Source organism: Streptomyces beigongshangae, from assembly GCF_019710745.1.
In the GTDB taxonomy this organism is placed as follows: domain Bacteria; phylum Actinomycetota; class Actinomycetes; order Streptomycetales; family Streptomycetaceae; genus Streptomyces; species Streptomyces beigongshangae.
In genome coordinates, this window is the sequence record NZ_JAHKJW010000060.1 from 21,821 (window position 1) to 45,665 (window position 23,845).

Consider the following 23,845-nt stretch of genomic DNA (forward strand, 5'->3'; position numbering starts at 1 on the left):
AGCCGAAAACTTCCGAAGAGGAATCCGGGGCCAGGATAGCTGCAGCCCTCACCGCGCTGGGTGCCTGTTTCGAGCCCCGATTTTGAGTAGCTTTCAGTGGCGGGGCTGCGCCGGGGGTTGCCGACGGACTCCGTTAAGGCCGGGGCTGGCTCCCTAGGCGCCGCCGAGGAGCCCGAAGGGCTCAGTTGTCTGCTCTCCTTGAGGAAAAGGCGGGTTCGCCCGTTGGTCGAGACGGCGCGCGATGCAGTCGACGATGGCGGGAACGACCGCCGCCATTTCCGGGCGCCACCCGGGAACCGCGTTGACCTCGCAGATCGTGAACGTGTCCGGCGACACCGAGGTGAACAGGAGGTCCACGCCGGCGATGACCAGGCCCATGGTCCGGGTGGCCTCGACGGCCAGGGCCTCCGCGTCCCGGAAGCGCCCTGTACACACCTCACCGCTGCCGCCGCGCATGATGTTGGAGGCGAAGGCACCGTCGGGGGAAGTGCGTATCCCTGCGGCCACGGGTTCGCCGTCGATGACGACCACCCGCAGGTGCCGGCCCCGCGAAGCCTGCACGTACTCCTGGAACAGGACCGGCACCTCCTGCGCGAGGGCGCCGACCACGTCACACAGCAGTTGCCGGTCCGGCACCAGGAAGACCTGTCTCCCCTGCATGCCCGTCACGGACTTGACCACGCACGGCGTCTCAAGACCGGGCACACGCACCACGCCCTCCGGCGGGGCGGTGGCGTAGGAGACGGTGTCGGGAACCGGCAGCCCGGCCACGGCCAACTCCTGCAACTGCCACAGCTTGTTGCGGCATCCCACGTGCGCGTCGAGCGGATTGACGAGCACCGTACCCATATGCTCCAGATGGCGCAGCAGGGAAATCTCACGGTCGTGGCGCATCGACCCCGGTACCTGACGCACACACACCACCTTCGGGACGGCGACGTCGATGCCTCCCAGGGTGCAGAGCGTCAATCTGCCGCCCCGAACCCCGAGGACGAGTTCGTCCGAGCGCCACACGGCGAACCGCTCACCGTAGGCGGCTCCGAGCGCATCCGCGAGTTCCGTGGTCGAGCGCATGAGAGGGGCCGGATGTTCACGTGCCAGCAACCACACGTCGGCGACCAACGACATCGGACCGGGTGTCACAGCCCCTCGTCTCCTTTCCCCGTCCTGGGGATGACTTGACCACCGAACTGTGGGCCGCGCGGGCACCGGCCGGGCAGTGCCGCGTCCTCCATGTCCGGGAGCTCTTCCCTGTGGACCCGTGGTGCCACCCGGGGTGACCGTGCGGTGCGGCCAGGACGATACCCGTCAGCGCCCTTAGGTTCTAACAAAAATCATTTCGTGGCGGGTTTCTGCGGACGCCTCCGCCCGGGACGGCCTGTACTGCCTACCAGGAGCCGATCAAGTGGGCGGTGCGGTAGTCCGCCCCGGCGGAGCGGTGCCCCCGGTACGGCCCCTTGATGGGGTCGCTCCGGGGGCACCGGGTGCCCGTCCTAGCTGAAGACCGCCGAGCGCATCTTCAGGCGCTCGGACGCCTGGCCGCCGGGACGGAGGGTGTAGTGGTCGCCCTCGCAGTCGGCCTCTGTGAAGACGGTGACAGATGCGTCGGTGCGGTTGCGGGGAGAGTGCGCCGGGGACGATGCGTCTTCGTCGGCGACTTCCGGCAGGGTGTGGCAGACGCGGCTCTCCGGGTCGGCCAGCGCGGCGAGCTGGGGCCCGCCGTCGAGCCCGCTGTAGGTGTATTGGAACGTCCCCTCGGCGGCGCTCGCGGAGGTGGGCAGGGTCAGGACGAGAGCGAGCGCGCCGAGGGCGGCGCCGACGGAGGAACGAAAGCGCACGAAGGCACTCCTTTTCGGGGATGCGGTGGTCTCGGCGCCGCGGCGGCACCGGTCGGTCCGGTAGGCGGACACTGTCACAACCTGCCTCAGAGAGAACCGCGTCATCCCCTGTGCAGGGCGGCTTCGCCCGAACGAGGGCCGTCGAAACGATCCTGCCTACGGCGTCCGAGGGGTGCCCGGTCACCCGGCGTTTGCGACGCGGTCGCGCGGTGCGCGGGCGGGGGGAGCGAGGTTCGGGCGGATTCAAATGGCGAAGTGTGTAAGCGTGCAGGCGCGCGCTGACGCTGCTTCCGCGCACCTGAGATCACCACCACGCGCGGACAGGATTGCTCATGTGGGCCCACAGCCGGTGGGCATGCTTTGTGCTGGATGGCTTGACCACCGGTCTATGTCTGCCAAGCGAAAGGAATCCCTCACATGCGTCTTCGCCACATCATCGGCGCTGCCCTCGGCGCCGTCGCCCTCGTCGTGACCGTGCCGACCCCGTCCCATGCTGCCGACGGCGCCTTCCACTAGTCTTCTGAGTCAGGAATCCTGTGTAAATAAGTGGCGAGGTGTTCGAGGATCTCGTCCGCGGTCTTGGTCCAGACGTAGGGCTTGGGATCGGTGTTCCATGCGGCGATCCAGGTGCGGATGTCCTTCTCGAGGGACTGGACACTCTTGTGCACGCCACGTCGTATCTGTTTGTTCGTCAGCTCCGCGAACCACCTCTCCACAAGGTTGAGCCAGGATGAACCGGTAGGTGTGAAGTGCAGTTGGAAACGGGGGTGGGCGATCAGCCAGGTCTTGATGGCCGGAGTCTTGTGGGTGGCGTAGTTATCGAGGATCAGGTGCACCTGCAGATCTGCCGGGATCTCCTGGTTGAGCTTGACCAGGAACTTTTTGAACTCCTCGGCCCGGTGCCGACGGTGCAGGGATCCGATGACTTTCCCGGTGGCGACCTCGAGTGCCGCGAACAGGGTGGTGGTGCCGGCGCGGATGCAGTCGTGGGTGACCCGCTGGGGAACCCCGGGCATCATCGGCAACACTGGCTGGGAGCGGTCCAGAGCCTGGATCTGCGTCTTCTCGTCCACGCAGAACACCAACGCCCGCTCGGGCGGGTCCAGATACAGACCCACGACATCGTGCACCTTGTCGACGAAGTACGGGTCCGTCGACAGCTTGAACGTCTGCGAGCGGTGGGGCTGCAGACCGAAGGCACGCCAGATTCGCGACACGGTCGACTGGGAGAGACCGAGTTCTTTGGCCATCGCTCTCGTCGACCAATGCGTGGCATTTCCCGGTGTCGACTCCAACGTCCGCTTCACCAATGCGGCGACCTGCTCGTCGCTTACCGAACGGGGGCCGCCGGATCTGGGCAGGTCGCCCAGGCCGGCGATCCGATGCTCGACGAAGCGCGAACGCCAGCGGCCCACCGACTGCCCCGTCATGCCCACCAGGGCACCGACATCCTCGTTCGACATGCCGTCCGCACAGGCCAGGATGATCCGGCACCGCATCGCCTACGACTGAGGGGTCGAACGACGCCGCACCCACCCCTCAAGCGCCGCCCGTTCCTCCACCGACAACACCAACTCGGCCTTCGGCCGCCCCGTACGAGCCATGCCCCAAGCCTACAATTTTAGAAAGAACTCCTGACTCAGAAGACTAGCAGCTCAGTTGTGCCGGATCGGCTCAGGATGCGCGGTGGCGCCCGCGGCGCCGTCGGCCGTCCGCCCACCCGCGCGGGCACGCTCGTTGTAGTGCGCTTGGCTGCGTCCGACACCTTGCGTGCAAGGGACGGACGTCCGGCCTACGGTGTCCAAACCCCGGTCGTCCGGCGCGGAGCTTCTCCGACGCCCCACGGCGTGTCCTGCCCGGTTTGGACGCTCCGATGGGGAAGCGTGTCCAGGGTCCCCGCCCGCCGGGGCCGGAGCGGCACGCCTAGCTCCCCCACGCAGCACATCTCCCTCCACGTTCAGGCCAGGTTTTGACGACGGCATGTATAGGTCCCAAGGCAGGCGCATAGGTCCCGCCCCGGACCCGATCCTGTGCCGACTTCAAAGTCGGCCAGAACTTTGTATGCGTGCCCGCCCGCCGACCGAAGGCGCGGCGGCCGAGTACCGCCGTTCGAAGGGACACTACGGCCCATGCCCGACCCGTCCTCCCCGTCCGACGTGCCAGCGCCGCTCGCCGCGTCCGCCGTGCCCAAGCCAGGGGCTGCTGCAGCTGCTCCCCCTGGGAAGGGCCGCTGTCCGGGGGAGCACCAGCCCACCGATTCCTGCGGGCGCCCTCGCTCTCCGGGGCCCGCGGAGAGCGACAAGGACTGCGGGATGCCTCTGCTCGGCCAGCTGGCGCGCTGGTCGTTCCGGCACCGTGGAACGGTGCTCGGTGCTGTGGTCGGCCTGGTCGTGCTGCTGGCAGCTCTAGGGCTCGGCGCCGGGGGCGAGTGGTCCAACGGCGGCTACACCGCGGAGGGCACGGCCGCGCAACGGGCCGAGAGCGCGGCGCGTCAGTTCGGTGCTGGGACACCTGATCTGGTCCTGTACATCCGTACTGTCCGGCCGGTCGACTCACCCGAGGTGGCCGCGCAGGGACGACGGCTGACCCAACTGGCCGCCGCGACGCCTGCGGTCGGCGCAGCAGTGTCCTACTGGAACACCGGGAGAGACCTGCTCCGGTCCGACGACCGCCGGGGCGCGCTGCTGCTCGTCGATCTGGAGGGTGACGAGTCGCGGGCCGCCCACACCGCGCGGGCCCTGGTTCCGGACCTGCGGGCCGCCGCCCCCGAGCTCGACCTGGCGGTGAGCGGGCCCGCCTGGGTCAACGTGACCGCGACCGAGCAGGCAGAGCGCGACCTGGTCCGCTCGGAGCTGTTCGTTCTCCCAGTGACGTTCCTGGTCCTGGCACTGTCCTTCCGCTCGTTCAGCGCCACCCTCGTGCCTGCCGCGATCGGCGCGACCGCGGCCTTGGGAGCCCTGGCCGTGCTCGCGGTCGCGACCCGGCTGTTGCCGATCTCGGTTTTCGCCGTGAACCTGAGCTGCGCCCTCGGCTTCGGCCTCGCCGTCGACTACGCCTTGTTCGCCCTCGCCCGCTACCAGGAGGAGCGAGCCCGCGGCCTGGACGCCGAACAGGCAGTGGGGCGGGCGATGTCCACCACCGGCCGAACCGTCGTCTTCTGTGCCCTGACCATGGCCTGGTGCATGGCGGGCCTGCTCGTCTTCCCGCTGGGGCTGATCCGCTCCTTCGCGATCGCCTCACTGATCGTCGTCGGGTTCTGCGCCGTCGGTACCTTGCTCCTCCTTCCCGCCTTGGTCGCGGCTTTGGGCGGCCGGCTCGACGGCACGCACCCGCAGCGACGCGGACTTTGGCGCCGCGGTTCCGGCGACCTCTCGGTCAGTCCGGCCTGGCGACGGGTCGCCGTCGCGGTCACCGCACGGCCCTGGGTGTGGGGAACGGCCGGGGCCATGCTGCTGATCGGCCTGACTCTGTCCGTCGCGGGTCTGCGGCCCGCGCTGACCGACGAGTCCATCCTCCCCTCCACCGCCGAGGCGAGGACGGCGGCCGCAGCCGTCCGCGCGGACTTCTCCTTCGCACCGGAACGGGAGCTGACCGTCGTGCTGGCCCAGGCGGACGCGGCGTCCCAGACAGCGGAACTCGACGCGTACGCCCGCACGCTGGCCACGCTGCCCGGCGCGGCCCGCGTGAGTACGGCGGCGGGCGAGTACGCCAGGGGGCGGCGGGTCGCGGAAGGACGCACCGGAGCCGACCCTCGCACCGGAACCCTGGTCACGGTCTTCAGCGCGGACCCGGTCCAGTCCTCGGGCACCGCCTCCCTGGTCACCGCCGTACGAGCCACCCCGACCCCGGGCCTGGGCCCGGCCCTGGTGACCGGGAAAGCCGCCCACCTCGCCGACACCCGGCAAGCCGTCACGGACGCCCTCCCCTGGTGGACGGGACTCACCTTGTGCGGTGTGTTCATCATGCTCCTGCTGTTCACCAGGAGCCCGCTGGTAGCGCTCAAGGCCGCCGTCCTGGGCGCACTCAGCATCGGCGCCGCCCTCGGCCTGATGGTCCTGCTCTTCCAACGCCTCCAGGTCCTGGGACCGCCCTCCACAGGAGGGGCGAGCGTGTTGGAGATCACCATGCCGCTGCTCGCCGCCGCGCTCGCCTTCGGGCTGTGCGTGGACTACGAGGTCTTCCTTGTCTCCCGCATGGCGGAACAGTGGCGGCGCACCGGGCAGAACACGACCGCCATCGTCTTCGGAATCGAGCACACGGGCCGCCTGTTCACCGCCGCGGCACTGGTGGTCGCCGTAAGCATGGGCGCGCTGATGCTCTCCCAGATCAGCCTCCTGCTCGTGCTGGGCGCGACCATGGCCGCCATCGTCCTCATCGACGCCACCGTCGTACGAGGCGTCTTGGTCCCCGCGTTCATGCAACTGGCCGGTCGGGCGAACTGGTGGTCACCGACGATGCCCGGCCGGGCAGCGGCCACCGCGCCCGCCGCACCTGCCGAAGCACCCAACCGGTGACCGGGCCACGCCACGACCGATCCGTGTGGACGCTCGGCGGGCGGACGGATTCGGGGAGCTCCGAAGGCGGAACGACACTCGCCGGCCGCAATCGTCAGGTCACCTGGACGTTATGCAGGGACCCGTGAGCGACCGGGGAACGGTCCCCGAGCCCGAAGAGAACATGCCCCTGCGACGCCCCATGGCCGCTACCGCACGGGGGAGGAACGGAGACGCTTGGATGGCGCGGCCAGCGGTCGGTGAGCGCCCGGCACACCGCGGACACGACCGGCTCCGCGCTCGGCAGCCGCGTGGCGGACTGCCGCAACGCCGACTCCGCCACCCGGTACAGGTCGCCGAACAGCCTCTGCCCGCCGTCGGCGAGCCTCGCCAGGCCGTCGACGGCCCGGCTCTGGAACGCGCTCGCGTACGCGCCCGCTTCGACGACGGCCACCCGTACCCCGCCGGGCCCGGCCTCCATCCGCAGCGCGTCGTTGAGGGCGCCGAGCGCCGGCTTCCCGGCGCAGTACCCCCCCCATGCCCGGAGCCGCGACCCGGCCCGCCAGCGACGAGACGTTGACGATGCGGCCCTGTCCCCGCTCGCGCATGGCCGGCAGGACGAGTCGGGCCATGCGCGCCGCTCCGACCACGTTGACCTCCAGCAGATGTCGCACTGCGGCGTCGTCGAGGCCCTCCACCGCCCCCACCAACGGAATCCCGGCGTTGTTCACCAAGGCCCACGGTCCGCCCTCGGTGATCTCCCGCACCTCGGCACACGCCCGTCGGCAGGAATCGACGTCGGCGACGTCCAGCAGCACGGTGCGCAGCCGCACGTCCCGCTCGGCCGCCGCCGTGCGCAGCTTCTCGGCTTTCTCGGCGTCACGTGCCGTGGCGGACACCTCGCAACCCGACGCGGCCAGGCGCAGGGCCACTCCGAGCCCACGCCACTCGTCACACCCGTGACCAGAAAACTTCCACGCACCTCGTAAGGAGGCCCGGTGTGTCGCGGACCCGGCGACCAGGTTCAACCGTTCACCCCAGCCGTGTCACTCCCAGCCGTGTCCCCCCAGTCGAGCTCCCGCGCGGGCGACCAGCCGTTCGGCGGCCGGGCCGCGGTGGTCACGCCATGAGTCCGCAATGGCGCCACAGAGGGTGCTGGGGGCCCTTGATCAGGTCCACTTCGGTGAGGAAGGCGATCAGTTTCTCCCCGGCCCACAGCAAGGTGTCGCGGTGGTGGGGGTTGTGGCGTGCCTGGTGACGGGCCTGCCGCGGGTCGAGTCCGAGGTCACCGAAGCGATCGGGGTGGACCAGGGCCGGAACGGTGTAGGAGGCGAGCAGCGCGGTGAAGGAGCGGTTGAAGGCCAAGTGCCCGCGGGAGGCGCGCCGTACGGCGTCGCAAAGTTCGGCACGGGCGAAACTGACGTGACGTGCCTCTTCGCTGACGTGCAGTCGGCACACGGACCGCACCAGGGGCTGGAGGCGCTCGTCCCGCATGGCTTCGCGCTGGTACCGGTCGAGGACTTCCTCGAAGATGAGCGCGCTGGCGAACAGGGTGATGTCCTGGAAGCACGCGGCGGCCAGCGGGAAGGGCAGCCGGATGTGGGCGGGCATCGGGTGGATACGGCAGTCGAGTCTGTCCAGCAGCCGCCCGAACATGGTGATGTGCCGGGTCTCGTCGCCCATCTCGGTCAGGGCGTAGAAGGCGCGCGCGTCCAGGCCGTCCCGGGCCATCAGGTACCGGGCGAACAAGCGGATGGTGGCCAGTTCGAACCACTGGGCCATCCGCACCATGTGGGCCGCTTCGTGGCGGGAGAGGGTGACGCGCTGCCGGTGGTCCATGCGGTCCCACAGCGGGGTGCCGTACAGCGTGAGGCGCTCGGGCGGCCAGAACCAGAGGTCGGGCGCGAGAGGGGCGTCCCAGTCGATCTCCGTGCGGGGGTCGTAGGAGCGGACCGCTGAGGCGGTCAGCAGTCTGCGGGCGACGGCGTCGCAGTGCGGGGACGGGTGCGGAGCCTGGTGGGTCATGGGAGGTCACTTCCGGGGTAGTTCGGTGTCGGCCGGCCCCGCCGTGGCGGGGGGCCGCACGTCCGACGGGAGCCGTGGGGGACGGAGGGGCGGAGCAGCGCGGCGGTGACGGCGCGGGCCACGAGATCCGGGCGCCGCATGGCGGTCAGGGCCGTGCGCCCCCACCACCCCGGCCCGGCCGACGAGGCGCGGCGGGGGGCGCTGGCCGGGAACGCCGAACCGTTCGATGCGGTCGCCGAGGACGGCCACCAGGGCCGGGAGGACGACCAGGATGCCGAGCGCGGCGAAGACGGTGACGGCGATCCCGCCGTAGGCGATGGAGCGCAGGATGGTGTGCGGGATGACCAGCAGCGCGGACGGGGACAGGGTGACCGTGCCCGCGGATAACGCCACGGCCCGGCCCGCGGTCCGCATCGCCGTGCGCAGCGCGGCATCGGTGGTGGCGCCCTTGGCCGTCTCCTCTCGGTGGCGGGCCAGCAGGCAGAGGTGGTAGTCGACGGCGAGGGCGAACCCGAGGGCGGAGGAGATGTTGCCGGCGCTCACCGACACCTTTCATGCGGCCGGACATTACTAGGCCGGAGGGCTCTGTTCCGTAGCCACGCCCCGGCTACACCCTTCCGAGACCTCAACCCCCTTGGATGGCCGCTGGCGACCTGACGCCCATGGGCCTGAAGGCTGCGGCTCGCGAGCTGGGACGGCCGGTGGGGGATGGGCGACCCGGCCCGCGGCGCGGGCCCGCACCGGAGACTCCCGGCCGGAGCCCGTCTCAGAAGTCCTCGGCCTCGCCGCCCCCAGGAGCCTATGAACATCGAAACGAAAGCCGGCGTCACAGACCTTCCTACCGTACTGGGCGGCTGACCGCGGGGCCTCACCTCCATTGCCGAGGCGGCTCCGCCGGCAGGGCTGAAGCGCCGACTGAGGCCTCGCGGCTTTCCGCCCCATGGTGTAGTCAATACCGCCGTCGAACAAACATGCATCTTGGTAGTCGAGCAACTACAAGCGTTTTGACTGGGGTCTCTCTCTTTCATCGATCATGCTGGCTGTCGTGACGGTTCTGCTGACCGGCGCCACTGGCTTCCTCGGCTCCCGTGTCGCCCACACCTTGCTGACCACCCGTAACGAACGCGTGATTGCCCTCGGTCGCGGGACCCCTGCGCTGTTGCGTATCCGCGTGGTGAACGCCCTGCGGGTCCATGGTGAGGAAGTGACCCACCCGGGGAACCTCTCGCGGCTGCGCTGCGTGAGCGGTGACGTAGCCCAACCGTGGCTGGGTCTTTCACCCGCGCTGCACGCGCGGATCGCCCGCGAGGTGGACGCGGTCTGGCACTGCGCCGGAGACATCGCGCTGACCGGTGAACGGGATCGTCTGTTCCGGGTCAACGCGCAGGGCACCGCCCACGTGCTGGCCTTCATGGAGATGACGGCAGCGCACTGCCGCCTGGTCCACCTGAGCACTATGGCCGTTGCCGGCGCACGCACCGAGGGCTGCATCATGGAAGACGATCTGACGGATGCCCACGGCTTCGAGACGCACTATGACGCCTCGAAGTTCGAAGCCGAACGGCTCGTGCGTCACTGGGCTGAGCGCCAGGGTCGGCCGGCCGTGGTGCTCAGGCCCAGTATCGTGGCGAGCGACCGCACCCACCCGGACGAGGCAGCCGGCCACCCACTGTCGGTTCTCGGATCGATGATCGAAGCCGTGGCCCTTGGCGGCGCACCCGGTATCCCGGCGCAGCGAGGCGAAGGAACCGGGCTGCGTCTGCGGCTTGCGGCCTCACCGACGGCCACGCTCAACATCGTCCCCGACTCCTACGCCACCCAGGCCATGGTCCGGATCGGATACGACACGGCCCCCGACGTCGGCGACGTGCGCACCTTCCACGTCGTGCACGCGCACAACACCCCCGTCCAAGCGCTGTTCGATGCGATGGAAGCGCACTACCCCGGCCTGCGGATCGACTGCTTCGACGGCGAGGTCCACGACGCCTCGCTGGCCGAGCAGTACATCGCCTCACACCTCGCCGGCTTCCTCAGCTACTGCCGCCACCGACGCACCTACGACCGCTCCCGCGCGCTCGCCGCGACTCCAGAACTTGCCGGACCGGCGCCCGTCGACGCCGGCTTTCTGCGCCGGGCACTCGGTTTCACAGGCCAGGCGGTCGGCTCCCGCTGACCCGAACAGCCCGGCCCCCGCCGGGCTGGCCTGCTCCTCTCATCGTTTCGCTGCACGCCTTCGGAGTTGTTCTGTGTCTATGCACATGCCGTTGTGGTCGGATGACGCCGTGGCCATCGTCGGAACGGCCTGCCGGCTGCCCGGCGGCATCCACACCCTCGATGACTTGTGGGCCGTGCTGTCCGCGGGCCGGGACGTGATCGGTGAGGTCCCCGCCGATCGTTTCCCCGTCGGAGACTTCGTGGACACCACACGCCGGCCGGGCTGGTCCTACACCGCCGCCGGCGGCTTTCTCGAGGACATCACAGGCTTCGACTCGTCGTACTTTCACGGCACCTCCCCCCGGGAAGCGGCCCGGATGGATCCTCAGCAGCGGCTGCTGCTGGAGCTGGCGGCGGAGGTCCTCGACGACGCCGCCCTGGACGCGGCCATCATGGAGGGCAGCGACACCGCCGTGTTCATCGGCTGCTCCAGCCGCGACTACGGCGAGCTGCAATCCTGCGTCCCGGAGGCGGCCAACCCCTACACCGTCACCGGCATGGCCGGCGCCATCGTCGCCAACCGGATCTCGCACTTCTTCAACTGGCGCGGGCAGTCCGTCACGGTCGACACCGCATGCTCCTCTGCCCTGACCGCAGTCCACCAAGCCTGCGAGCACCTGCTCGCCGGGCGGGCCAGCGCCGCAGTCGCCGGCGGCGTCAACATCCTCCTCAACCCGCAGGGCTTCGCCGGCTTCTCCGCTGCGTCCATGCTCTCGCCCACCGGACGCTGCCGGGCCTTCTCGGCACATGCCGACGGGTTCGTGCGAGCCGAAGGCGGGGGACTGGTGCTGCTCAAACGACTCTCCGACGCCCGGGCCGACGGCGACCGCATCCACGGGGTGATCGTGGCCAGCGCAACCAACAACGACGGCCGCACCCCTGGCCTCGCACTGCCCAGCAGCGATGCACAGGAAGCGCTGCTGCGCGCGGTGTACGACCGGGCCGGGCTGGTCCCCGACGACGTGTCCTACCTCGAGGCACACGGCACCGGCACCCCGGTCGGTGACCCGCTGGAAGCCCTCGCCATCGGCCGCGCCCTTGGCACCGGACGCAACAGGGGAGCGCTGCCCATCGGCTCGGTCAAAACCAATATCGGACACCTGGAGGCCGCATCCGGCATCGCAGGTCTGCTGAAGGCCCTCCTCGTGCTGCGCCACCGGCACGTCCCCGCCCTGCTGCACGCCGACCCGCTCAACCCGGCCATCGACTTCGACAAGCTCAACCTGCAGCCCGTCACCCGCCTGCAGCCGCTGGACGGCGACGAACTGCCCGTCGCCGGGGTGAACTCCTTCGGGTTCGGCGGGGCCAACGCCCACATCGTCCTCGCCGCCCCCTGCCCCACCGTTCCCGGCCGGGCCCAGCCAGGCCACCCCCGCACCCGGCAACGCCCGCTGCCCGTGGTCGTCTCGGCCCGCACGCCCGCGGCACTGCGGGCATCCTGCGAACGCCTGGCACAGCACCTGCAGTTCACCGACGACCACCTCTACGACATCGCCTACACCACCACACGACGCCGCACCCGCCACGAGCACGCCGCCTGCGTCTGGGCCGAGGACACCGTGCAACTGTCCGAAGCCCTTCTGCGCCTGGCCGGCGACGAGCAGACCGAGTCGGCCGCCACCGCGCTGCGGGCGGCCCCAGGGAGCGTCGCCTTCGTCTTCGACGGCAACGGCTCGCAATGGGCCGGCATGGGCGCCGACCTCCTGGCCGAGCCGGTCTTCGCGGCCGCCGTCGACGAAGTCGACGCCGCGCTGCGCCCGCACCTGAACTGGTCGGTGCGTGAACGCCTGGCCACCGTCTGCGAGGGCCTGGACCGAACCGAGATCGCACAGCCACTGCTCTTCGCCGTCCAGGTCGGCCTGGTGCGGCTGCTCAAGGCATACGGCATCACCCCAGACGCAGTCGTCGGCCACAGCGTGGGGGAGATCGCCGCCGCATACGCCGCCGGATGCCTCGACCTGGAACAGGCCTGCCAGGTCGTCGCTGTGCGAAGCCGCGCGCAGGAGGCCACGGCCGGCCGCGGCCGCATGGCCGCCGCCGGGCTGAGCCAAGAGGAGGCCGTCAAAGAGCTGGCCCCCTTCGACGGACGTCTGGAGATCGCAGGGGTCAACAGCCCCCGAGACATCACCATCGCCGGCGAGCCGGCCGCACTGACAGAGCTGGAGCGGAACCTGAGCACGCGAGGTGTGTTCTTCCGCGTCCTGGATCTCGACTACGCCTTCCACTTCCGGCACATGGACACCGTACGTGAGGACATCGAGGGCCGGCTGCGCGCTCTGCACCCGCACCGCGGCGCCGCGGCGTTCGCCTCCACCGTCACCGGCACGTTGGTGGACGGGCGGCAGCTCGACGCTGCCTACTGGTGGCGCAACGTGCGCGAGCCCGTTGCCTTCTGTGCCGCCGTGCAGAGCCTGATCGACGCGGGCTGCACCCAGTTTGTCGAGGTCGGCCCCCACCCGGTCCTGGCGACCTATCTCAAGCGGTTGCTGCCCGAGCACAGCGCCGCCCACGCCACGCTGCGCCGCGACGTGCACGGTCCTCACGCGGTGCGCCGCACCGCCGCCGCGGTCATCGCCGCCGGCGCCCGCGTCCAGGAGCCGCAGCAGTTCCCCCGCCCCGGCACTGTGGTATCCCTGCCCGCCTATCCGTGGCAGCGCGAACGGCACTGGAGCGGAACGCCCGACTGGTGGGTCACCATCCCCCAGGACAAGACGCATGTGCATCCCCTGCTGGGCCAGCGAGCCGCCGTTGCCGAGCCGACCTGGCACCAGCAGTTCACCGGCAGCCGGCTGCCCTGGCTCGCCGACCACCAGGTCGACACCAGCGTGGTCCTGCCCGCCACCGCCTACCTGGAGGCCACTCTGGCCGCGGGCCGCGCAGGGCTCGGCGCGCCATGCGAAGTGACCGATCTTCACGTCCTCAGGCCCCTGACCATGCCGCGCGCCGACGACCCCGCATCTGTGTCGGTGCAGACATCCCTGTCTGCCGAGGACGGCATCGTCCTGATCGCCTCGCGTACCGACGCGTCTGCGCAGTGGACTTTGCACGCGCGCGGCCGGGTCCGCCGGCTCACCGCCTCCGCACCCAAGCCGCCGGCACCGCTGGACGCCAACGGCGCCGCCACGGCGGTGGAAGCATCCGTTCACTACAAGCAGACCGCCCGTGCCGGCCTGCGCTACGGACCGGCCTTCCAGGTCCTCACCGCCCTTACCGTCTCCGACACGGCCGTCGTCGCCACCTACCGGCTGCCCTCGTCGGACACCCACACCGACGACGCGTTCGTCGCCCACCCGGTAATCTGCGACGGCGCGCTGCAGGCGGCCGCGCCGCTGCTGGCCCGCGCCGCCGCCGGGCGGATGTTCCTGCCCACCGCCATCGAAACCGCCCGTGTGTGGCGCCAGCCACCCGAGCAGGGGCAGATCCGGGTGGAGCTGCGTCACCTCACCGGCCCGGACGCCGTCATCGACGTCACCCTCAGCGCCCCAGACGGCACCGTGACCGCCCAGCTGACCGGCTGCCGCCTGCACGCCGTCTCCACCGCTAGCGAACCGCAGGAACTGACGACCGTCCTGCGCTACGCGCCGGGCCCCGGACAGCCGCCCGCCACGGAGCCCACCCCTCTGCCGGATCCGGCCGTTCTCCTGGACGCGACCGCCACCGCACGGGCCAGGCTCGAAGCGGAACAGGCCGATGACTACCCGCACGTCGCCCCCATGATGAAAACGGTCGTCGGGCACTTCGCGGCGGCCGCCTTCGCCGAACTGCTGCCCGCCACCGACCGCTTCGCTCTGGACGACCTGGTACGGGCCGGGCTACGCGACCAGTACCTCGCCTATGCGCGGCTGATGGCCCAGATCGCCACCCGCGCTGGGCTGCTGCGCCGGCTGCCGCCCACACCCACAGCCGACGAGCAGTGGCAGTTCACCGGGGCAGAGATCGAGCCGCAAACACAGCTGCGCCAGTGCGCCGACCGCTTCCCGCAGTGGATCACCGCCATCGCCCTGTACACCCACTGCGGCATCCGCCTGCCCGACATCCTCACCGGCCGCACCGACGCCCGCTCCGTGCTGCTCGGCGACGCCGACCGCCACATGGTGGAAGCCTTCTACGCCGACACACCGCAGATGCGGGCCCATAACCACTACACCCGCCTCGTGCTGCAGGAGGCGTTGCGCACCTGGCCGGACGGCCGGCCGCTGCGCGTGCTGGAAGTGGGCGGCGGCACAGGCGGCATCACATCGGCCCTGCTGCCCGTCCTCCCGCCCCACCTCACCCGCTACACCTTCACCGACATCACCTCGGTCCTCTTCCCCCGAGCACAGGCCCGGTTCGCCGATCACGACTTCGTCGACTACCGCACTCTCGACCTCGACCGGGACACAGCGGAGCAGGGCTTCGAACCCCGGTCCTTCGACGTGATCGTGGCCGCGAACGTGCTGCACGCCACCACCGACCTGCGCGCCACCTGCACCCGCCTGGCCCGCCTCCTCGACACCGGCGGGCACCTTCTGGCGGTGGAGACCCACGACGAGGAGATCCTCGGCCCGTGCTTCGGGCTGCTGCCGGAGCACTGGTCCCACACCGATGACCGACCGCACACAGGCCCGTTGCTGCCCCGCTCCGCCTGGCCCGTCCTGCTGTCCGACTGCGGCTTCGACACCGTCCTGACCACCGGAAGCATCCACCACGAGACCGCCGAGGACTACAGCCTGCTCGTTGCCCGCCGCGGCACACAGCCCCAGGCGCCCGGCACACCGCCAACCGCCCCCATCGCACCGCAGACCGACGATGCCTGGCTGATCCTCGCCGACCCTCCCAGCCAAAACCTGGGCACTGCACTTGCCGCCGCCCTCCGGGCGGCTGGAGGCTCGACCACTCTCATGCCGCTGCCGCCCACGGGCAGCGACCACTGGGAACCGCTCCCCGCCCAGGCGCCAGCGCGCACCGTGCTCCTCCTGGGCCAGGACGACGACCTGTCCGACACCGAAGCCATCACCCGGACCGCAGGCGTCCTCAAGGGCGCGGTGGCCTCAGCCGTCGCCGCCGGATCGGCCGCCCCCCAGCTGTGGCTGATCACCCCGCCGACCGGCCTGCACCCGGCCCCGGCAGACACCGGCGCAGCCCCACGGGCCGCCGCCGTATGGGGCATCGGCCGCGTCGTGGCCAACGAGCATCCCGCCCTGGCAGTACGCCGCATCAGCCTCGCCCCATGCGGCGATCACCCCGCTGACGCCGTACGGCTGCTCACCGAACTGCTGGGAGCCGACGAGGAGGACGAGATCGTGCTGGAGCCGGCCGGGCGTTACGTGCCCCGCCTACGCCCGCTCCCCGCCGCAACCCGGCCCGCCGAGCCACACGACGCCTACCGGCTGCAGTTGAGCCGCCCCGGCCGCAACCACCAGCTGACCTGGGTCCCGTACCAGCCGCCCGCACCCGGCCCCGGCGAAGTGGTCATCCAGGTCAAGGCCGCCGCCCTCAACTACCGCGACGTCATGCTCGCCGAAGGCATGCTGCCCCCCGACGCCGAACCGGCCACCCCGACCGGACCGCTGCCCGGCCTGGAGTGCTCCGGCGTCATCACGGCCACCGCAGCCGACGTCACCAACTGGTCGGTGGGCGACCGGGTCTTCGCCTTCGCCCACGGCACCTTCGCCTCCCACCTGCGCGTCCGGACGCAACAGATCGGCCGGATCCCCGCCCACATGACGTTCGAGCAGGCCGCAACCCTGCCTGCCGTCCACCTGACCGTCCAGCACAGCCTGGAAGAACTCGCCCGCCTGTCAGCAGGGGAGACACTGCTGGTGCACGGCGGCGCCGGCGGCATCGGCCTGGCGGCCCTCGCCCACGCACGCCACATCGGTGCAAAGGTCATCGCCACCGCCGGCACCCCGGCCAAGCGCAACCTACTGCGTGCCCTGGGCGCCGACACAGTCCTCACCTCCCGCGACCTGTCCTTCGCCGACGGAGTACGCGAGGCGACCGCAGGCCGCGGAGTCGACGTCGTCCTCAACTCCCTGGCCGGAGAAGCCATCGCCCGCAGCCTGGAATGCCTGAAGCCAGGCGGCCGGTTCATCGAACTAGGCAAGCGGGACATCTATGCCAACGCCCCGATGCTGCTGCGTCCCTTCCGCAACAACCTCGCCTACTTCGGCGTCGACATCACCCGACTGCTCACCGACACACCCTCACAGGCCACGGCCGCCTTCCGCACCCTCACCGACCGCGTCGCCGACGGCACCTACCGGCCTCTGCCCCACCAAAGCCACCCGGCGCCCCACATCCACGACGCCTTCCACGCCCTGCGCCACTCACGGCACCTGGGCAAGGTCGTCATCTCCTTCACCGACCACCTGCCCGTCACCATCGAGGAACCACACCCGGAACCGCGCCTGGACCATGACGCCACCTACCTCATCACGGGCGGATTGAGCGGCCTCGGCGCCGCAACCGCCCGCCACCTCGCCACCCGCGGCGCCCGCCACCTGACCCTGGTTTCCCGCCGCGGGGCCGGCGCTCCCGAGGCAGCAGACCTGCTCACCGACCTGCGCCGCCACGGCGTACACGCCGACGTACACGCCGCCGACATCACCAACCCCGACGCCGTACGGGCCATCCTCACCCAGGCCGACGAGCAGGGCCGCCCCGTACGGGGCATCGTGCACGCCGCGATGCACCTGGACGACGCACCACTGAGCGAGCTCACCGCCGAACGGTTCGCCGCCGTCCTGGCGCCCAAAGTGCGCGGCGCGGAGAACCTGCACATGCTCACCCTTGGCCTAGGCCTGGACTTCTTCGTCGTCTACTCCTCCGTCGCCGCGCTGATCGGCAACCAGCACCAGGCCCCCTACGCGGCGGCCAACCTCTACCTCGAAGCACTCATGCGCAGCCGCCGCGACGCTGCCGAGCAGGGCCTGGCACTGTCGTGGGGCGGCATCTCCGACACGGGCTACGTCGCCCGCACCCACCTCACCGAAACCATGGCCCGTGCCGGCATCGGACTGATCACCCCGGACACCGCCCTGGCAGCCCTGGACCGCCACCTGCACCAGCTCGAAGGCCAGGCAGCAGTCGGCGTCATGGACTGGAACAGGCTCACCCAGCTACTCCCGGCCGTCTGCGTACCCCGCTTCGGCGCCCAGCTGACCCATGCGGGCAGCCGCAGCAGCCGCGCGCAGGCACAAGACCTGCGACAGCGGCTCAAGGCAGCCGACGGAGACCCAGCCCGCCTGGAACTGATCACCGAGACCCTCGTCGAAGCGACAGCACGCATCCTGCAGACCCCCGCCGACCGCGTGAACCCCACGAGCCACCTCGCTGATCTCGGACTGGACTCGCTGATGGGCGCCGAACTGGCCGCGGTGCTCCAGCAAACCTTCAGCTGCGACCTGTCGATGATGGACCTCATGGCCGCCGCGACCGTCGACGGCATCGCTCACCGCGTCCACCGCGCTCTCAAGCTGTAGGCCGCGGCCACTTGCCGGGCAGCCACGTTACGGCTGCCCCGCAGAGATGACCCCGCTGAACTGCTAGGTCCGGCGACGGCCTGCATGCCGCAGTACGTCGGCGACAAGCTCAGGAGCTCAGGCGGTCTCGGACGTCACGGGCACCCCTTGGCGCCTACGCCCGGGCGACGGAATCGACCAGTTGGCCGGCCCGGGGGCCGCCAACACGGCCGGCAGCAGGTTCTGATGATGAGCCCTGTGGTGGCCGATCTTGATGATCTGCGAGTTGCGCACGGGTATACGGGCAATGTGGTCCGTGGTGACCGTGCGCTCGTTGTCGGTGAGCGCGTAGATGGGGGCACCTCCGATCCGCCGCAATACGGCATCCAGGCAGCGCGATCGTCGGCAGCCTCTTGTCGAGCACCGGGATGAAGACGCGGAACCTCGACCAGGCCAGCCAGGCGCACCACAGCCAGGTGCTACGCCCTGCGATTTTCGGCCCGTGGCCCCAAGTCCCATGGGACCCGCAGCCCGGGCTCGGGAATCCACGGACGGAACACCCGGAATCTCCATGATCTCCTCTTTGGCCGTCACCCGGCCAAGAGAACAGGCCGGGTAATCAAGACACCGGAAGAACGGCGTCCATCAGTGGGGAGATCCCGTGTCCGCGAGCGGGGAGCCGATCAGACCGCCTGCGGGGAGCTTCGCATTTCCGCCGTCAGCGCTCGGTGAGCATCTGGGCGAAGGACCGGACGTGACCGGTGAGGGCATCGGGTTCGGGGCAGCTAGACAGGACGGCCTTGAGTCGGAGCTGTGCCCGGCGACTTTCTGGTGGGAGCGCCACCGGCTGTGGGGCGAGTCTCCGCGCCGCCACGGGCCAGCGCGGCCCGGTCGAGCTTGCCGCTGACGGTGAGCGGCAGGGCGGGGACGGCGTGCCAAGCCTGGGGTACCATGTACATGGGCAACCGGTCGCGGGCGAAAGCGATAAGCTCGCGAGGCGCCGGGCCGGGTTCTGCACCCGTCACCACGTAGGCGACGAGACGGGTACGGCCGAGTGGGCCCGGCTCAGCCGCGACGCACACGTTCGCGACATCGGGATGCGCCCTGATCGCGGCCTCAACCTCACCAAGTTCGATGCGATAGCCGCGTACCTTCACTTGGTCGTCGGCCCGTCCACAGTACTCAAGCAGGCCCTCGGCATCCAGCCTGCCGAGGTCGCCGGAGCGGTACCGGCGTACGGTAGGCGCGGCGGCAACCTCCCGGAAGCGCTCGCGGGTCAGTTCGGGGCGGCCGAGGTAGCCCTGGGCCACGCCGGGGCCCTCGATCCAGATCTCGCCGACGGCACCGTCTGGGACGGGGGAGCCCGACGCGTCGAGAAGATGAACCCGGAGATCGGGGATCGGGCGACCGATCGTCCGTGTTCCGGCCCGCAGATCCTGCGGCCGGACCTCATGGACTGTCACAGATACCGTCGTCTCCGTGGGGCCGTACATGTTGACGAGTCGGGGCTGGCCGAGCGGGTGGCGTTCTACCCAACGCGCGAGAACCTCGTAGTCGACAGACTCCCCGCCGAGGACGACAAGCCGCAGATGAAGAGGCGCTCCATCGTCTTCGGTCAGCTCGGCCGCGGCCAGCGCGGCAAACGCCGAGGGCGTCTGGGACAGCACGGTGACCCGTTCGGCAGCGAGCAGATCAAGCATGCGGGACGGGCTCCGGCCCACCTCGCACGGTACGACCACGAGCCTGCCGCCGTACATAAGAGCCCCCCAGATCTCCCATACCGAGAAATCGAATGCATACGAGTGGAAGAGAGTCCACGTGTCGTCGGGCCCGAAATTGAGCAGAGACGCGGTCTCTGTGAAGAGGCGGGCCATGTTGCCCTGGGAGACGAGCACGCCCTTCGGAGCGCCGGTCGACCCAGACGTGTACAGCACATAGGCGAGGTCGTCAGGTGTCGGCCCCGACTCAGGCAACGGGTCGCCCTGACCATCGTCGTGATGTACTGCGAGCGGCGCGCCCCAGTTTGCCTGCGGGCCCTCATCGCTCCTCCTGAGATGGACGACCCGAAGGGTTTCGTCAGCGGGCGACCAGCCACCGCCGCAGTCGAGGACGATGCGCAGCCCGCAGTCCTCCACAATCCCCTGCAGCCTGCACTCCGGATTCGCCTGGTCGAGGGGAACGTACGCTGCGGCGATCTGGTGAATGGCCATGATGGCGACGACGAGATCCACGGAGGGGGCCCCCGTGAGACCGACGAGGGTGCCGCGGCCGACCCCGAGGGCCCGCAACCTGGCGCTGAGGCGCGTCGCTTCCGCGGTGAGGCCGCCGTAAGTGAGCCGCCGCTCGCCGTCCGAGACGGCCACGCGGTCCGGATGGGCCCGGGCGTGCTCCTGGAGCCGCCGTACCGGGGGAACGGGTGGGCCGCCGATCGGGAGGGCTGCTGGCCGTGCATACGCCGGGCTCGAAGCCGGGTCTTGGAGCAGGAAGTCTCGCACAGCCGTCTCAGGAGCCTGTGCAACACCCAGCCACAGCTGGGCCAGCGATTCCGCGAGAATGCCTGCCTGGTCCTCGGAGAAGCCGAGCATCGAAACCGCCACGGGCTTGTCGCCCTCGACATCGATGCACAACCGGGCGTCTGCGGGTGGCGTGTCGGTTGACATCCGCACAACGACGTCGTGGGCGGCCTCGCCCTTCGTGCGGATCCCGTCGAACACGCCGGAGACCGTCTGGCCGCCCTCAACGACGACTTCCAGCCCTGTAGCGTCCGGGCCGAGTGTCCGGATACCGACCAGTCCACGCAACTCGTAGCGCTGCAACAGAACGGCCCCGAGGATCCCTACGACCTCCCGTGTGTCCCGGCCGCGGCCGACGCCGTCCACAACTGCAGCGCATACTTCTTTCGTCACTCGGACGGGATGTGACGAGGACCGGCCACGGCGTGGGTCACCCATGCTCGGCGTCCATCATCAACCGGGAAGCCTCAAGTAGGCCTGATTCGACTTCCATGCGAGGGAACGGCGCGACGTCGTCGGCCCACCAGAAGTCCACTGTCGCCCTTCCTTGATGAATGAGTCCAATGTCCGCTGGTCACAATCATGGCGAAGGGCGTCCATCGATCGATATACAGGGAAAAATCGACGCCGTTCTGGCGGCAGTGTACGTGTTCATTGACGACCACGTGGCGCCTTGTCACCGGATCGGCGGATCCTTGAAACTGACTGCGATCTGTCGGCTTCGTGTCTGCGATCCCTCGGTTTCGTGTCGGTGGTGCTGAGGGACGGTGGTGGTCGGTGGTTGATGCGCGCTTAGCAACTCCAGGCTGGTGAGGGCGTCGGGTCGCAGCCGGTTGCTCACGTCCACCGTGAGTGTGATCCGCCCGTCAGCGGCACGCGGCAGCGGCGTGGAGGCCAGCAGCCTGCGCAGGCGCCGGTGCTCGGCCGCGAGCATCAGCTCGACCAGTGACGTCACCGGGCCGTCCGAGCACAGCACCGCGTCGGTCAGCTGGAAGAGCGCATCCGCCCGGGTATAGAGGCAGTCGTAGAACTGGACACGAAAGTGGGACAGGCACCCAACGCGGCGTCAGCGGACTGTTCAGCGGCGAGACTCATCACCAGCAACCGTTCCTTCACGACGTTGCTCGACACCTCGAAGCGTGAAGGAACGGCCCTCCTGCTGTCCCGGGAACGAACCAGGATCAGCGGGTCATGTGAACGGCGAGGTCAGCACCAGGTTTAGGACCTCCAAGAGCTCGTGCGGACCGGCCGGCCACCAGCGCGTGTTTTTCGGAAGTTTCCCGTGTCCCTGCGCGGGGGCGATTCGTTGCTGTGAACAGGCGGCTCAGCGCCAGCGGCAACAACAATGAGGGTGAGCCCGTGTTCGAAGACCTGCGACAGATCCTTGTGGAGGAGCTGCGGATTCCCGAAGCACTGATCAGCCCCTCGGCAACTACCTTCGAGGTGGGGCTCGACTCTTTGAGCGTGGTCATGCTGTCCACGGCGATTCGGCAGCGTACGGGCGTGCGGCTGGAGCCTCTCGACCTGTTTGGCATGGAGCGGCTTGAGGACATCGCTCAGACGATGGAAGAGAATGTGCGATGACCCGCCGCGCTGACGTGGCGGTCACAGGGATGGGGCTGGCGACCCCCGCCGACATGGGCGTTGCGCCGGTCTGGGCGGCGGTGTGCACGGGCCAAGGATGCGTACCCCCAGACCCAGCACTGGACGGCAGCCCACTCCGGTTGGCCGCCCGTGTTCCCGGCCTGCTTGGTGACGTGGGCACGGTAGAAGCGGTCCTTACCGTCCTCGCGGTGGAAGAGCCCAAGGTCCCGCCCACCACACATCTGGAGCGTCTCGACCCAGAGGGCCGGATCGACATCCCCACGCAGCGCACCCCCGTGCGGATGACGCTCGCTCTGCCCCAGCCGATGGGCATCGGCGGCCGCAACGCGGCGCTGGTGGTAGCCGGCGCATGAAGTCGGACCGCGCATTCCCTGAGCCGCGCCTCGGCCCCGTGGACAGGGCGTTCCTCGCTATGGGTCGTCATCCCGCCTCCGACCACGACCTGCACAATGTGTACGTGCTGCGGCTGCCCGGGGCACCGCCCGCGCTGGGCGTCTTGCGTCGTCATGTGTCCGAGCGTGTTGCTTCCCTGCCCGAGCTCACTTGCCGCCTTGGAGTCGGCGGCCGCCGCTGGACGATCGACTCGTCACAGGAGATCGCCGGGCAGATCGACTCGCTCACTGTGCCGCCGGGGGGAGTTGCCGCGCTTGAAGGAGCGTTGCTGGGCCGGGACTTGCCTGGCTGCGGCCTCTGGAGCCTCACGTCGGTTCACGGCTACTCCGACGAGGAGTACGCCCTGTGCTTCAGCTCACACCACGCCCTGCAGGACGCCGGGGCAGCCATGCACACTCTGAGAGTGCTCTTCGGCACCGCACCCGACCATGCCTGCCGTCGTTTTCGGCCGCTTAGCGCGTTGCAGCCTGTGGCGACGGCGACGGTTGCCACCGACCTGGCGGTGTCGCTCCTGCCGGCACGCTGGGCTGGCGAGGGCGGCTTCGCCTGCAGTACGGCCAGTGGGCGTCGTATCAGTGGTGTACAGGTGGAGGGCGCCCGTCTGCACGCAGTCGCTCGTCGGACGCGGGTGAGTGTCAACGACGTCTTCGTGGCGCTAGTGGCCTCAGCTCTGACCAAGCAGGTCGGCCTACGAGCACTCCACGCCTGTGTCCCGCTCGACCTGCGGCTGCGCGGTGAGCAGCGAGACGGCCTGGGCAACTGCGTGGGTATGATCAGGGTCGCGCTGCCGACAGGAGGCGACGGGCCCGCACTTGCAGCAGTCCACCGGGCGACCGAGCACGCGCGCTCCTCGCCCTACCGGGCTGCTCTGCGCGCCCTGCACGATCTGTCCCCGTCGCGGATCGGGATGTGGATCACCCGCCGCCTGCTCGATGCACGACGAAGCCAGCTCATCGCGAGCTACGTCACCTTCCCTTGGGGGCTTGCTTTTGCCGGAAGGCCGGTGCGAGACGCGTTCGCACTGTCCTCGCCGCTGCTGGGCCAGCTGTGTGCGAGTACGTTGAGTGTGTTCGGCGGACGGGTCCGGGTCGGGTTCGTGACAGGCAAGGGCACCCCGGATCTGCATCCGCAGTGTCTGGCCGACACATGGTGCGAGGAACTGGCATCTCTGGAGAGCCGGCTGGGTGAGGGACTGGTCAGCGACCGCATGTGAGTTATCACCGAGTCGATGCGCGGTCCGCCCGGCTTGAGTTGCCCTGATGTAGTAGTGCTTCGTTAGGTCTGTATGTTTGTGCTGATCAAGAGCATTTTGAAAGTGTGGA

At 69.7% G+C, this 23,845-nt stretch carries 13 protein-coding genes and 3 pseudogenes; 6 read left to right on the plus strand and 10 right to left on the minus strand.

The window, feature by feature from the left end; translation table 11 throughout:
• Positions 1-153: 153 nt before the first annotated feature.
• The 3 genes and pseudogenes from KM933_RS32330 to KM933_RS32340 form a co-directional block, all read right to left on the minus strand.
• Positions 154-1,074, minus strand: coding sequence for an ATP-grasp domain-containing protein (locus tag KM933_RS32330; protein ID WP_260334479.1), 921 nt, complete (start codon positions 1,072-1,074; stop codon positions 154-156).
• Between the two features lie 419 nt (positions 1,075-1,493).
• Positions 1,494-1,838 (minus strand): hypothetical protein, encoded by a 345-nt coding sequence (locus tag KM933_RS32335; protein WP_221358961.1) that lies wholly within the window; start codon positions 1,836-1,838, stop codon positions 1,494-1,496.
• Positions 1,839-2,350: 512 nt separating this feature from the next.
• Positions 2,351-3,442: pseudogene (locus tag KM933_RS32340) on the minus strand (IS630 family transposase).
• 708 nt (positions 3,443-4,150) lie between these two features.
• Here KM933_RS32340 and KM933_RS32345 point away from each other — a divergent pair.
• A complete protein-coding gene (locus KM933_RS32345) occupies positions 4,151-6,352 on the plus strand; it encodes an MMPL family transporter (RefSeq protein WP_221358963.1) in 2,202 nt (733 codons plus the stop codon).
• Between the two features lie 94 nt (positions 6,353-6,446).
• Here the strand turns inward: KM933_RS32345 and KM933_RS39895 are convergent, their stop codons facing one another.
• The 4 genes and pseudogenes from KM933_RS39895 to KM933_RS32360 form a co-directional block, all read right to left on the minus strand.
• Positions 6,447-6,812 carry a hypothetical protein gene (locus KM933_RS39895; RefSeq protein ID WP_260334480.1) on the minus strand — a complete coding sequence of 122 codons (366 nt, stop codon included), beginning with the start codon at positions 6,810-6,812 and terminating at the stop codon, positions 6,447-6,449.
• Between the two features lie 67 nt (positions 6,813-6,879).
• Positions 6,880-7,263: pseudogene (locus tag KM933_RS40760) on the minus strand (SDR family NAD(P)-dependent oxidoreductase); the annotation flags it as partial.
• Between the two features lie 187 nt (positions 7,264-7,450).
• The gene (locus tag KM933_RS32355; RefSeq protein WP_221358975.1) at positions 7,451-8,356 is read right to left on the minus strand and encodes an AurF N-oxygenase family protein; all 906 of its coding nucleotides are present in this window, start codon (positions 8,354-8,356) and stop codon (positions 7,451-7,453) included.
• A gap of 6 nt (positions 8,357-8,362) precedes the next feature.
• Positions 8,363-8,899 (minus strand): MMPL family transporter, encoded by a 537-nt coding sequence (locus KM933_RS32360; protein ID WP_221358977.1) that lies wholly within the window; start codon positions 8,897-8,899, stop codon positions 8,363-8,365.
• A gap of 502 nt (positions 8,900-9,401) precedes the next feature.
• Here KM933_RS32360 and KM933_RS32365 point away from each other — a divergent pair.
• Entirely contained in the window at positions 9,402-10,529 is a 1,128-nt protein-coding gene (locus KM933_RS32365; protein ID WP_221358979.1) for an SDR family oxidoreductase, read from the plus strand.
• Between the two features lie 109 nt (positions 10,530-10,638).
• Positions 10,639-18,033 carry an SDR family NAD(P)-dependent oxidoreductase gene (locus KM933_RS32370; protein ID WP_308013612.1) on the plus strand — a complete coding sequence of 2,465 codons (7,395 nt, stop codon included), beginning with the start codon at positions 10,639-10,641 and terminating at the stop codon, positions 18,031-18,033.
• Between the two features lie 117 nt (positions 18,034-18,150).
• Here KM933_RS32370 and KM933_RS40765 read toward each other — a convergent pair whose 3' ends face one another.
• From KM933_RS40765 to KM933_RS32385, 3 genes and pseudogenes are all read right to left on the minus strand, one after another.
• Complete coding sequence (locus KM933_RS40765) at positions 18,151-18,390, minus strand: hypothetical protein (protein WP_221358981.1); 240 nt, start codon at positions 18,388-18,390, stop codon at positions 18,151-18,153.
• A 407-nt stretch (positions 18,391-18,797) separates the two neighbouring features.
• Positions 18,798-20,891, minus strand: coding sequence for an amino acid adenylation domain-containing protein (locus KM933_RS32380; protein ID WP_221358983.1), 2,094 nt, complete (start codon positions 20,889-20,891; stop codon positions 18,798-18,800).
• A 418-nt stretch (positions 20,892-21,309) separates the two neighbouring features.
• A pseudogene (locus KM933_RS32385) lies at positions 21,310-21,576 on the minus strand (NF041680 family putative transposase); the annotation flags it as partial.
• Positions 21,577-21,884: 308 nt separating this feature from the next.
• On the opposite strand from KM933_RS32385, the gene KM933_RS32390 reads away from it, so the two are divergent.
• The 3 genes from KM933_RS32390 (at position 21,885) to KM933_RS32400 (ending at position 23,736) form a co-directional block, all read left to right on the plus strand.
• Positions 21,885-22,109: an acyl carrier protein gene (locus tag KM933_RS32390; protein ID WP_221358985.1), complete on the plus strand. Its 225-nt coding sequence runs from the start codon at positions 21,885-21,887 to the stop codon at positions 22,107-22,109.
• Between the two features lie 209 nt (positions 22,110-22,318).
• Positions 22,319-22,483, plus strand: a complete 165-nt coding sequence (locus KM933_RS32395; RefSeq protein WP_221358987.1) for a hypothetical protein — start codon at positions 22,319-22,321, stop codon at positions 22,481-22,483.
• Positions 22,480-23,736, plus strand: coding sequence for a WS/DGAT domain-containing protein (locus KM933_RS32400; RefSeq protein WP_221358996.1), 1,257 nt, complete (start codon positions 22,480-22,482; stop codon positions 23,734-23,736). The genes KM933_RS32395 and KM933_RS32400 overlap by 4 nt, the downstream gene beginning before the upstream one ends.
• Positions 23,737-23,845 lie beyond the last annotated feature (109 nt).

Bases quoted from the DNA above. Each gene is read 5' to 3' on its own strand.
- KM933_RS32330 (WP_260334479.1), bottom strand. From the start codon at position 1,074: ATGCGCTCGACCACGGAACTCGCGGATGCGCTCGGAGCCGCCTACGGT.
- KM933_RS32345 (WP_221358963.1), top strand. From the start codon at position 4,151: ATGCCTCTGCTCGGCCAGCTGGCGCGCTGGTCGTTCCGGCACCGTGGA.
- KM933_RS39895 (WP_260334480.1), bottom strand. From the start codon at position 6,812: ATGGAGGCCGGGCCCGGCGGGGTACGGGTGGCCGTCGTCGAAGCGGGC.
- KM933_RS32355 (WP_221358975.1), bottom strand. From the start codon at position 8,356: ATGACCCACCAGGCTCCGCACCCGTCCCCGCACTGCGACGCCGTCGCC.
- KM933_RS32400 (WP_221358996.1), top strand. From the start codon at position 22,480: ATGAAGTCGGACCGCGCATTCCCTGAGCCGCGCCTCGGCCCCGTGGAC.